The sequence below is a fragment of the Alteromonas sp. ABH2_165 genome (genome assembly GCF_056159945.1).
Genome location: NZ_JBSWWF010000002.1, coordinates 94,061 through 106,487 on the forward strand (window position 1 = coordinate 94,061; position 12,427 = coordinate 106,487).

The following is a 12,427-nucleotide window of genomic DNA, read 5'->3' on the forward strand; positions in this document are numbered from 1 at the left end:
TGCTCTCATTTGTCCCGCTTGTAGATAGTCGGCGGATAAATTAACTGATCGGATACCGCGTTCTGTTTCAGGCGGTTGGGGGTAGCGGCTTTCGACAGTGAAGCCAGCGCCACGAACCAAGCTTTGGGCATATCGGTGGGCAAACCAACAGGAATGCCTGCCACTTTCGGAGTGCGGGTGAAGGTGTGTCCCGGTTCTTCAAATTCAGGGGCAGTACAGTTGATACAGGGGTAACCGCCATTGGTACAAGAGCCCTGCCCGTTCCACGGTCTAATATTGCAGTCGGCGTGCGCTTGCGTGCCTTTACAGCCGGTGTTTTCCATCATACAACCGCGATCACCTAACGATTCAGCGCTGGCTTTGTATTCGTAAAATTCATTGCGATTGCAGCCGTGATGAACAAGGTGATCGGCATACATGCGTGGGCGAGCCAGCGCATCTAAATCGTCATCGGTATGTTCACTCATGGCAATGCTAGTGAGAGTTTCGGTTACCCAGTCTGGATGCGTCGGACATCCTGCGATATTCACTACTTTATTGCCAGACTGTGAGCGGTAGTCTTCACCAAGCAAGCCGCCAGTTTGCTCGCCTTCGAACTGCAAGCCGGTAGCCTCGGTAAGGTTATCGGCAGCGGCGGTTATGCCGCCATACGCGGCGCAGGAACCGACTGCCACGGTATGACGACTCTTGGCTGCTAACTCTGACACCCATTCAATCATTGGCTTGCCGGTACCGCCCATCACGTGAAAACGACCGGTGCCGTTTGGGCCGGTCATCATCGAGCCTTCGATGCACAGAATATCCAGCGACAAGCGATCGTTCAGGATATCATCCAGGATGGCAAGGAATTCGCGGCCACTGGCTTCGCTTAACGAGGGGTGCCACAGCAAATTAATGTCGGCAGCCTCAAACAGCGCGATGACGTCTGGCGATTCGGCATTCAACAGTGACATGGAACAGCCACCACACCCCCCAGATTGTAACCAGAGTAGATTATGCATCGTCTTCTCCCGGCCCCGGCAACCAGAGTCGAGCCAGTGCGCCACCTTGTTCATGATTGATGATACTGAGTTCGCCGTGGTGTTCAGCGATGATGCCGTAGCTAATGGAAAGTCCTAGGCCCGTGCCTTTTCCTACTGGTTTGGTGGTGAAAAAGGGTTCAAATAAATTCGGTGCATCGGCTTCGCTAATGCCTGGTCCGCTATCTTTTAATGTAACCAGTACCCCTTGATGACAAGGCTCTGCACTCAGAATAAGCGACCTTGTTTCACTGTCGGCCATGGCGTCAAACGCATTCTGCACCAGATTTACCACTACCTGATGAATTTGCCCAGCGTGTCCCCAGGCATCTAATTTTGGCGGCAGCTGATAAGTAATATCAACCGCGAATTTGCTCTCTTTCACAATCCAGTGTGCCGCTGTGCGGATGACATGAACAATGTCGAATGCGGCTTTTGCAGATGCCTGCGTGGATGAAAACTGGCGCAGATCATCAACAATTTCTTTCACCCTAACCGCGCCCTCCATGGTGCCTTCCACCAGTGAATCGAGATCTTTAATCGCTTTATCCAGACGCATTTGCGAGCGCATGTCGCGGAGGTCTTCCCGGGTGGCACCCTCGCTCACCGCATCGAAATAGGTGCGCAGCTTATTGGTGTAGCGCTGTAATACGTGCATATTGCCGTATACAAAGCTGATAGGATTATTCAGTTCATGGGCAACCCCGGCGACCAGTCGACCCAGAGAAGCCATTTTTTCAGACTGTACCAACCGTTGCTGTGCCAGTTGTAGTTCGGCATGGGCTTCGTTGAGTTCTTTGTAAGCCCGCTGTAATTCGCCCACCGGACGGCCTACCAGCACCACGCCCACTTTACGGCCACGGTGGTTAATACGGGGTGAGCAATTCACCGATAACGGCACATCTCCGAAGCTGCCGTGCAGTACCACATCCACGTCTCGTTCTATGTGTTTGCTGTCGACTTGTTTGAGGAGCGGTAAAAGTGGAACACCGGGGCAACTGATGAGATCTTCTACCGGCGTACCTAGCAGACTGGGGCTATCTTCGTCTGTGAATTCGCTGAGCGCACGGTTTACACCATCAATTTTGCCGTGGTTATCGCAAACAATCAGCACGTCGTTCATCGAGCTCTGCACGCTGTCAAAGTAACGCTGTGCTTCTTCCAGCTCAACATTTTTACTTTCTAACTCAACCTGCGAGCGAACCAGATCGGCATAGGCCTCATCCATTTTGTGGATGACATCAACCCACGCAACATCGGCCTGGATGGCCTGTTCGTTATCGACTTCGTGCTCGTTGGTCATTTCAGACCACTAAAATGAGACATTTCATAGCGTAAAACTATACCGAAGATCACGGCGGTTCAAGTACCTGCTCGGTAGGTGCCATAAAAATTTATTCACGATGACTGTAATTTTTTTCAAAATGCCCTGACTATGGGGTAACAAACACACTTTCAGGGCATGAACCCTAAGGACCCGGGAACACCCTTGGCTACCGATTTTGCTGCCATACTCAAGGAATACAACGGACTGCTCAGCCGCGTTGCCAGTGGCTATGAGGCCAATGAAGCATTGCGACAGGAATTGCTGCAAGAGATCGCGCTGGCCGTGTGGCAAGGGTTGCAGCGTTTTGAGCGTAAAAGCAGTCTGAAAACCTACATCCTTAAGATTGCTCACAACCGGGCGGTAACGCACGTGGCGACCAATGCGCGTATTCCACGGGCTGAGTCTTTTGACGACCACGAAGCGTCTAATCCGTGTTTCACCCTCAATCCTGAGGACAATGCTGCGCAAGACAAACAGTTGCAGGCGTTACTTAATATCGTGCGCGAACTACCGCTGCCGGGACGTCAGGTGCTAACGCTGTCGCTGGAAGGACTGTCTTACGATGAAATAGCCGACGTGTGTGGTTTAACTACCAGCCACGTGGGTGTACTGCTGAAGCGAACCAAAGCCGCTGTTGTAGAGAGGTTAAACGATGACAAATAATACTGATGATCTGGCCGCGCTTTGGCAAACTCAGGAAGTGCAGCCAATCGATGTGGAAAAAATTCAACGTGAATTGCACATGCAGCGCTGGAAGCAGCGTTTTTACATGCTGGTAGATGTGCTTGGGCCGGTACCGCTGGCGCTCATTCTTTACTATCAGTCAGACAAATTACCGCTGTCTGCATTAATCGTTACCTGGGCCACGCTAATTATCACCGTACCTTTCGTCATTTATTTTCTCTGGCTGCGTCGCCACGCTGCCTTCACCACGGCCGTCGATACCCAATCGCACGTAAATGTGCTTTATCGTCAGGTGGCGAACAATGTGAAAATTGCGTTTTACACCAAACATTCCTGCTGGGTGTCGTGCGTGATGCTGTTGCTGTTCTTCGGCGGAGAAATTTTTAAAACCTTGTCTGCCAGTGAGGAAGGATTATCTTTAGTCAGGATTGCGGTTTGGCTGGGGCTAGGACTGGTGATCAGCTTTGGTTGTTTTATCTGGGCCCGCGGACGGGAACGAAAGTTCAGAGCGAGAATGGAAGAGCTGGCCGGGATAAGAAGCCAGCTCGACTAACGGTTCAAGCTGCCCAGTTCTGTTTTTGCATTACTGAAGCCATGTCGCCCACGTGACGGATGGCGTTGAGACACTTGTCCTGATCGGTGATCGGAAACGAGAAAATCATCTCATCTACTCCGGTGGCCTCAATAAATTGACTGATCTGACGTTCCGCCTGTGCTGGTGTACCGACAATGGCAAAGCGCAGGGTATTGTTAATGGCGGCGACTTCATATTCTGAAAGTACCGCATCAATATTGTCGACGGGGGCTGGCATTGGGTCGTTTGCCTGACGGCGCAGATTAGCGAACTGCTGCTGAACCGAAGTAAACAAACGCGCTGCTTCTGCTTCATCATCGGCCACCACACTCATTACACCGGCTGATACATACGGTTTGTCTAACTGTGCCGAAGGACGGAAACTGTCACGGTACACACTAATAGCATCCAGCAGCATGTCTGGCGCAAAGTGTGAGGCGAAGGAATACGGTAGACCAAGCTGTCCGGCGAGCTTCGCAGAATACAGACTGGAGCCCAGTAGCCACAGTGGTACCTTTGTGCCTGCACCGGGAATCGCGAGAACGCGGTTATCGCCTTTGTCGTCAGACAGGTATTCTTGCAGCGCCATCACATCAGCGGGGTAATCCTCAACGCTGGCATTCATGTTGCGGCGAAGTGCTCTGGCAGTGGCCATGTCTGTACCTGGTGCGCGACCCAGACCCAAATCGACCCGGCCCGGAAACAGGGTAGCCAACGTACCAAACTGTTCGGCAATCACTAGCGGCGAGTGATTGGGTAGCATAATGCCACCCGACCCAATGCGAATCTTGCTGGTGGCCTGGCCCACTGCTGCTAGCAATACCGCTGTTGCTGCACTGGCAACTCCGCGCATACCGTGATGTTCTGCTAACCAAACACGTTGATAGCCTTGCTTTTCCGCTTCTGCGGCTATGGCTTTGCTCTTTTCGAACGCGTTAGCCGCGCTCTGACCCTCACCAATATGCGCCAAATCAAGTATAGAAAATGGAATACTCATGGTTTCTCCTCGCTGGTTGTCTGATTGCTCTGACTGCGGGATGGCGTAGATTCCCCCAGGAAGAATTCATAATAAAAATCGACGGCGAATACCGACTGCTCCTCAATGGTGGTTTGCACGCCTTCAACAAATAAGCGTGGAAGCAAACGATATCGCAGGGCTAAATCAGGCGGTTCCTGGCGACGGCGTAAAGTGCCAGTGGTGTTATTATCACTGCTTAAACCCACGTCCAGGTTGTACTGCACGGTAAGCCGTTCGTTTATCTGACCGTTAATAGACAGCTTGGTAGAGCCACCGTTAGGATTAGATGTGGTGCCAACCGTGAATTCATCAATACCTAAAGCACTGCCCACTTTGTTTTGCAGATTTTCTGTATTAGATAATCCGAAGCCCAGCAGCAAGCTGCCGTAATCACTGCTCGACGATGACGATGAACCCAATCCTTGACCAGTAAGCAGGTAAGACAGGGTGTTACTCTGATTCATACTGGGCTCAGAGTACAAGGCAATGTTCGGACTGTCTGCCGCGCCGTCGATGCGGACACCTGCCACCACGCCGTCTGCGGTTTTATTCGGGTCGCGTACGGCTTCTACCAACAGCGATGGTTGGTCAATTGGACCATTGAATTGCACTTCACCGGTACGGATAACCAGATCCTGACCATAGGCCTGATATCGCCCGTTGAGAATTTGTAGGCTACCAAATGCCACCATGGATGGCTGAGTATCCACTTCGATATTACCGTGTAGATTGGCCGTTAAACCAAAGGCTTCCAGCTTCACCTCGCCGAGTTTTTCCTCATCGATATTCACCGTGATATTGGCATTAACCATGTCGAGAGGATCTTCCGTTGGGGGTTCACCACGTAAATGCACATCCTTTGACGGCGACACAGCGCTTGGCGGTAATTCTTCGATTTCGATACGAGCCCAGGGAATATCGACAGAGCCAGAAACGTTGACTTCTCCGGGCTTCACGCTAGCAGAAATATCTGGCGATACGTCTATGCTGATATCAGGCTGATTCACGCGGAAGCGATCGCCTTTTAGCTTGATATTGGTTTCAAAACCATCGCTCCAGGCCAGGTCGCCACTTAACGTGCCTGGCCCGTTACCGAGTAAAAATTTACCGTCAAAGTCTGCGCTCTGACCATTGAACGTGATTGACTGTTCCCAGTCACCAATACTGACCGGCATATCTTCAATGTCGACATTACCGTTGCCTAGTTTCAGTTGGCCGGTGACTGAAGGCGCCGTCGCTGAGCCTTCTAATTGCAAATCGCCATTCAGGTTACCAGCGAGTTGTCGTATGGCTGGCGACATCGGCTTGAATGGCGCAATCCTGATGTTATCGATATTCACCTTGCCGGTTAGCGGCATGTCATCCTTGGTGGGCTGCATTTCAAGGTCGGCGGTAATGTTGCCTAACTGCTCGCTCATTAATTTAAGCGTGGATGTAAGTGTATCGTTTTTGTAGTTACCCTGCGCTTGCAATGTGTCTACGTTCAGTTTCAACTGTTGTTCCGGGCCCATGGTCCAGGTAGACGGGGTAACGGACACATCAAAATTTGCTGTCATCGGGGCGTTAACACCAAACTCGCCCGTCGTCTTTAAAGACAACTGCGCGTCGGATGTGGCAGTGAATGTATCAGGCAACAATTCGTGCGCCCACAGTCCCACCGGAACTGAGTTCGCATTTACAATCCATTTGGTGCGCTCATCTTTGTAAAGCACATCTTCAATACAAAGCTCGCCTTCATTGCGAGATTCCCAGCAGTTCCGGTGTACTTTCATACTGAACGGCTCTGGTCGCACCGCCACCCGGAATGGCTGATTAAGCTGCCAACGCGTGGTGAGCAGCCCGATTTGACTATCACTGATATCTGCGGTGTAACGATCGTCTTTCCATGCGCCTTTCATGGCAAGTTGCAGTTTGTGTTCAGGGAGTGAAAGGTCTACACCAAAGCTGTGATCGGAGAAAGTACCTTTGGCATTCACCGTACCGTTCACTTTGCCCTGTTCAGCGGCGATAGGACTCAATGTTGCCGAAGCCATCACATCAGTAAGGGTGATGTCGGCGTCGATAATCGGGTCGGTCCATTCGCCCTTCGCCTTAATTTTGCCGTTAACCTTACCAAATACCTGCGGATACAGTTCATCTATGGCGGCAACATTTAAATCGATATCTGCGTTTAAATAACGCTCTTTGAAGATTTGAACCATCGCGCGCACGGTGCTTTCCGCCTGGCTTACATTCAGGTTGGCCACGAGAATATCGTTGCCTTGCGAATAGATAAGACCACCGTTTACCTCTACCGGTACGCCATGACGCATGCCTTTTACCGACAGGTTTCTGATATTAGCTTCTACCCCTTTGTCGGTAAGTCGCATCAGACTATCCAAGCTGCCGTTAATCTGGGTGGGCGCAAAAGGTGATAGTTGGGTAGCTGAAATATCACTGACCGTGGTATTACCCGACCAGCTCACAGACTCATTCAGATACAAAGTGCCCGTATTCACTACCTGCCCTTCGAGGATCTTCACGTTCAGCGCATTAACCGTAATGTCGTTCTGGTTCAGGACCACATCGGCAGTGACCGGTATTGCGCCTATTTCGGCAATATCTGCACCTGAATCAGCGGCAAAGCGGTATGCCCCCATTTCGCCTTGTAGCAGCATGTCGCCTTGCCACAGCTTGCTGTTTTCAACCTGAGGAATGGCCTGTTCCGGCCAGTTGATTTTGAGATCCAGCGGTAGTGTATCGTCGAGAATATTTGCGTGACCGGCTATCTGGGCCGAATACGTGCCGTCCACCGCCACATCCAGATTCAAATCGCGCAGTGAACCATCGGTGGAGAGTGTTACCGTTTCTTCTATACCTTCCAGTGTGATGCCGGCAGTGGCATCAAGGTTCAGCGGATAGTCTTTTGCCAGCGTAACCGAGGCCGACGCGTCGACATTGGCCATGGCATGTTCCACGTGGAGCTTATCTAATGTGACATCGCTCTTTTCGAGGGTGAGTGAATTAAAGGCTACAACGGGGATCTCTTGTAGTGTCGCACCGCCCTGTTTGACTGAAATGTCTTTCAGCTCGAAAGATTCCACCGTTACGGGAATGGGAATAATAACCTCAGGCAACGTGGGTGCGGTGTAGCTAAGCGCATAACTGGCGGGCTTGTCTGTGGGCTCTGACTCTTGTGGTGCTTCTGGCAATGTTACCACCAGACCTTCCGCTTTTAGCGGCGATAGGCTAACGGTTTTCCAGGCCGTCCCTTGGGTGGACAGCGACTTAAGCGCAACCTGTTGGGCTAGCAAGTCAATGGATATATCGGTAAGTGTGAGTGCATTCAGCTTTACAGAAACAGGAAGTTCAAATTCGGTAAGCGGTTCGCTGTCGGGCTCTTCTTCTACGTCACTAACAGCGAGCTGTTTGAGAGTAAAACCGTCTACAGTAAGGAAGTCCACACACACTTTGGTGGTGATTAAACAGCCGAGTACAAGGTTCGTTTCCGCTTTCTCAACCGAGACCGACCATTGCTCATTTTCCCAGCTCACGCCCCTGACGCTAATATCGCTGAGTATTGTGCCGTCGATGTCGTCAATGTGCAGCCCGTCTACTGCGGCGTTAGCAACGTAGCGGATAACCGGCGCACCTAACGGACTGACGATGTACGCGATCAGCACGCCAATGAGCAAAAATGGCGCAACGACCCAGAGGCTAATCGTACGTTTTCTCATAGCTCTGGCCCCAGGATGAAGTGCAGACGCCAGGTATTTTCATAGTCCGACATGCCTCGTGCAACATAAACCCGCACTGGGCCTATGGGAGACTTCCAGTGAAAGCCCGTGCCCACACCGTAGGCTAAGCCGGGACTACAATCTCCAATCTCGTCATCTGAAGATGAGCCCGTAGAATCATCACAATTATTGCTGACTGAAAACGTGTTTGCAGCGGTACCTGCATCAAAGAAAACAGCGGCCCGCCAGTTAGGAACAACTTCATAAGCATATTCAATACTGCCTGTTGCCAGGTATTTACCGCCAATCGAAACGTTATTAATTTCTCCGGTTTCAGGGTCGAGCACATCATCCTTTGGCGAAATATCACGGAAGGCAAAGCCTCGCACGCTCTGGTCACCACCGGCAAAGAAACGCAATGAGGCCGGTACTTTCGAAAAGTTGTTGGTTTCAATCGCGCCGCCTTCTGCCCGAAGCATAAGCCAATGCCGGTTATAAGTACGCACAATACCCGCTTCTACCACGGCTTTTTGGAAGTCGATGTCAGAGCCATAGCCGTCACGCCCAATTTGATAAAAAGCAGAAAAATACGTGCCTTTTGTGATGTTAAGCGAGTCATCTCGGTTTAGATATCGCACGCCATAGCCTGGCATAACTAATTGGGTGGTTTGCGCTGGGTCTGCACCTTGGGTGTAATTTTCCCGAAGATAAGTTAACGACGCATCGAATTGCCAGGGAGAGCCACTTTCCTGCCAATAACGATGTCCGGCCACCGTGAGGGTTTCTGCTTCGGTGTTGGTATTGCTGTAATCAATAAACTGATAGCCGCCTTCAATGCTGATGTAGTCATTGGTGATATCGCCTTGTGGAATGCGATAATCCATGGTGAATGACTGTTCAGGCTGCGATAAAAATACCTCTGAACTCACTGAATGTCCGCGGGAGTTGACCCAAGGGCGTTCCCACTTCAAACGCAGCCTTGCGCCGGTATCAGTGGCAGCGCCAAGACCCACATTAAAAGCGTCCCGGGGTTTGTGAACCAGTGTAATTTCAACCGGTACTTCTTTGCCCTGCGCTTCGGTAACCACCGGGCGTGCAATAACCCGAGAAAAATAGCTAGACTGGTTTAGCCTACGATTAAATTCTGTCAGCTTGGCAGAGGTGTAGTATTCCCCTTTCTCGAAGGGTTGTAGGCGCTTAATGATTGCCATGGCTTTGTCGTCACCAACAATTTTGATGTCGCCAAATTGATAGCGCTGACCGCTATCTGCAATCATCAAAATATTGGCTTCGCGATCTTCTCGCACTAAGTCAAGGCGGGTCGCGCGCCAATTGAAATCAAAATAACCCCGGGACAACGCATAATTAAACGTGGATGATTTGAAGTTTTCATAAACCGGTTGATTCAGCACGTCGCCCTTTTTCAACGCGAAACTGTTAAAGCGCTTGCTGAAGTCTTCATCGGTGCGGGCATCGCCGAATACTTCGGCAAAAACATTTGCGACTTTTAGTGGCGTATTCAATGTGATATGCAGGATCACGTCGTCGTCTTTCAACTCAACCACAGCCTCACTGTTGTAGTAACCAAAAGGCTCTACTGCGGTGGATACCGTTTTACTTATCTGATCTTGCCAGAACGGATCGCCAAGCACCTCGGGACTCACATCAAGGCTGTTGAGGTGCAGACGAATATTGTCTTCCAGTTTACTGTCTTCAACGCCTTCAATTTCGACATCAAGGGCTGACGCCTGGAACGCAGTAAAAAACAGAAGGCACGGTAAAACCAGGCGACACCTGAGCGACGCACTGAAAGGACGAATCATAGAGTTGAATGATTCCCTGAAAAATAATGAGTGGTGGAGCATCTTAGAGTTACCGTAAAACAATTAGTTCACGGTACGACAGACACCAGAAAAACGCGCTGATGGAGAGTACCTCGATAAAATACCATGCAATGATAATGGTATTCGTTAAAACGATGCAAAACGATCATCCTGCACCTGCTATAAACGACCGGTTTTCATCGTTCAAAAACAACAAAGCCCTTAGAGCAAAGATATTATTCCACTTACTAACCGCATAAGATGTGCTGCATTGCCAAATAAAGCCGGTCAAATGGCGATTAATCATATTACATTAAGCTATAATACGCCGCCTATATATTGATTATTTACAAAGCAGATACCAAATTCATGAAAGCACCCCGCACTCCTGTTCCACCAACGCTTGGCTTGTTCGAATTCGTCGCGTTGATGGCACTGATGACATCGCTGGTGGCATTGAGTATTGATGCCATGTTGCCTGCGCTCATACAGATAGGTGAGGCGCTGCATGCAAAAGACCCTCACGAGGCTCACCTGATAGTCTCGATTTTCTTTGGCGGCATGGCGTTCGGGCAGCTTTTCTTTGGGCCCTATTCAGATACCCGCGGGCGAAGAGAAACCATTCTGCTAGGCATCACTATTTTTGTGATCGGTACCGTGGTTTGTATGATGGCCAACGATATGACCAGCATGCTTATCGGCAGGTTGATACAGGCTTTCGGAGTGTCTGGCCCCCGCGTTGCAGCCATGGCGGTTATTCGTGATTTATATGTGGGTGATGCCATGGCCAGAGTGATGTCCTTCATCATGATGGTCTTTATTCTGGTGCCAATGCTGGCGCCTATGGTGGGACAGGCGGTACTGACATTCTTCCATTGGCAGCATATTTTCACCCTGTTTTTGATTGTTTCAATTATTACCGGCGCGTGGTTCATGTATCGGCAACCTGAAACCTTACCCGCCGATCGCCGCCGGAAATTCACCTGGCTGAGATTCTTTGTATCGACAAAGTTCATTCTCACTAACGTGAATGTGATGGGTTATACCGTTGCTATGGGTTTCATATTTGGTGCATTCCTGGGCTACCTCAGTGCTTCGCAGACTATTTTCCAGGAATACTACGGCTTAGGCACCCTGTTCCCCTTTGTATTTGCGTTACTGGCATTTTCCATCGGACTCGCTTCGTTCTTTAACGGCACCATGGTTGTACGCTACGGCATGCGCAAACTGGTAAATATCGCGCTATATGGCGCGGTAGGTTTTGCCGCCGTGATGGTGGTCACGCTGTTCCTGTTTGGTGGACTACCGCCCATTAAGGTTCTAATACCCGTCATGTTTGTGGGCTTTTTCTTTGTGGGTATCCTGTTCGGTAACCTGAACGCATTGGCCATGCAGCCATTAGGTGAAATGGCGGGCCTGGGCGCCGCCATCATCGGTTCGCTTTCAAGCTTGTTTGCAGTGCCTATCGCGTTGTTCATCGACAGTTTCCTCGATGGAAATCTATACCCCATTGGATTTGGATTCCTGGCGTTCTTCTCACTGGCGTTTGTTAGTGTGCGGTTTGCAGATAAAGACGCTCACTAACCGTGAAGTTGCATTAGTTTTCGTTGATATTGTTCCGGGTCATTAATGTTCAGCTTATCGTCGAAGTGAACAAAGTCGGGCGTGCCGAAGTGGCCGCCCCAGCGCAAGCCTTGTCTGCAAACTGCACAAATAAACTGTGTGATGTTGTCCGGAATTTGGGTGCTGCCTTTAAAAGCCCGTGATCCGTAGCAGATGGTTTTATACATAAAGTTGACGTCGACGGCGTGACCCACATGGTGATTTGACACGCTTGCCGGTTTCACAATGGCATTGCCGACGGGCGAAAGCGGTGAACGCAGACTGCTGGTCACAAGTAGCTTTAGCTCGTGATTTTTGGCTTCCTCTTCCATAATCAGCAGTGACTTCTCAAAGTCTTTGTGAATGCGAATCGGTTGTTCGCTGGTGATGCAGTCATTCCGGGACCGATATTGAATGATGCCGTTATCAAAAAGGAAAGGAACAACTTTTTCTGGTGTAATTCGCGGTTTATAAGGCTCCAGATAGTCTTTCAATACGTAGCCCACCTTCCCCAATGGAGTGATAACTTTCACCCAGGTTTGCTCATCAACAGCCGTGAGTTTGGTGTCATCAGGGAGTATTTCCAGCGTGTCTCCGTCAAACGGTGAGTTTCGCAAACGTAAACCATTGTCAGAGCGGGTTCTGAAGTACTTTTTCATGCTCA

Annotated in this window: 9 protein-coding genes; 3 read left to right on the plus strand and 6 right to left on the minus strand. The window is 50.3% G+C overall.

The window, feature by feature from the left end; all coding sequences use genetic code 11:
• Positions 1-5 precede the first annotated feature (5 nt).
• Positions 6-1,001 (minus strand): NADH-quinone oxidoreductase subunit B family protein, encoded by a 996-nt coding sequence (locus ACXAFQ_RS05030; RefSeq protein ID WP_474818579.1) that lies wholly within the window; start codon positions 999-1,001, stop codon positions 6-8.
• Positions 994-2,322, minus strand: a complete 1,329-nt coding sequence (locus tag ACXAFQ_RS05035; RefSeq protein WP_474818581.1) for a sensor histidine kinase — start codon at positions 2,320-2,322, stop codon at positions 994-996. Before ACXAFQ_RS05035 ends, ACXAFQ_RS05030 begins: the two co-directional genes overlap by 8 nt.
• A 186-nt stretch (positions 2,323-2,508) precedes the next feature.
• Here ACXAFQ_RS05035 and ACXAFQ_RS05040 point away from each other — a divergent pair, with 186 nt between their 5' ends.
• Entirely contained in the window at positions 2,509-3,009 is a 501-nt protein-coding gene (locus ACXAFQ_RS05040; RefSeq protein ID WP_474818583.1) for an RNA polymerase sigma factor, read from the plus strand.
• The gene (locus ACXAFQ_RS05045) at positions 2,999-3,583 is read left to right on the plus strand and encodes a hypothetical protein (protein WP_474818586.1); all 585 of its coding nucleotides are present in this window, start codon (positions 2,999-3,001) and stop codon (positions 3,581-3,583) included. Before ACXAFQ_RS05040 ends, ACXAFQ_RS05045 begins: the two co-directional genes overlap by 11 nt.
• 4 nt (positions 3,584-3,587) lie before the next feature.
• On the opposite strand, the gene ACXAFQ_RS05050 is transcribed toward ACXAFQ_RS05045, so the two are convergent.
• From ACXAFQ_RS05050 to ACXAFQ_RS05060, 3 genes are read right to left on the minus strand one after another with little or no spacing between them, the layout of a single operon-like run.
• Positions 3,588-4,601, minus strand: coding sequence for an LLM class flavin-dependent oxidoreductase (locus ACXAFQ_RS05050; protein ID WP_474818588.1), 1,014 nt, complete (start codon positions 4,599-4,601; stop codon positions 3,588-3,590).
• Positions 4,598-8,338, minus strand: coding sequence for a translocation/assembly module TamB domain-containing protein (locus ACXAFQ_RS05055; RefSeq protein ID WP_474818590.1), 3,741 nt, complete (start codon positions 8,336-8,338; stop codon positions 4,598-4,600). Before ACXAFQ_RS05055 ends, ACXAFQ_RS05050 begins: the two co-directional genes overlap by 4 nt.
• Complete coding sequence (locus ACXAFQ_RS05060; RefSeq protein ID WP_474818593.1) at positions 8,335-10,161, minus strand: autotransporter assembly complex protein TamA; 1,827 nt, start codon at positions 10,159-10,161, stop codon at positions 8,335-8,337. Before ACXAFQ_RS05060 ends, ACXAFQ_RS05055 begins: the two co-directional genes overlap by 4 nt.
• A 369-nt stretch (positions 10,162-10,530) precedes the next feature.
• Between ACXAFQ_RS05060 and ACXAFQ_RS05065 the strand changes: the two genes are divergently transcribed.
• The gene (locus ACXAFQ_RS05065; RefSeq protein WP_474818595.1) at positions 10,531-11,745 is read left to right on the plus strand and encodes a multidrug effflux MFS transporter; all 1,215 of its coding nucleotides are present in this window, start codon (positions 10,531-10,533) and stop codon (positions 11,743-11,745) included.
• Here the strand turns inward: ACXAFQ_RS05065 and ACXAFQ_RS05070 are convergent.
• On the minus strand, positions 11,742-12,422 hold the full coding sequence (locus ACXAFQ_RS05070) for a M15 family metallopeptidase (protein WP_474818599.1): 681 nt from the start codon (positions 12,420-12,422) through the stop codon (positions 11,742-11,744). The genes ACXAFQ_RS05065 and ACXAFQ_RS05070 overlap by 4 nt on opposite strands.
• Between the last annotated feature and the right edge of the window lie 5 nt (positions 12,423-12,427).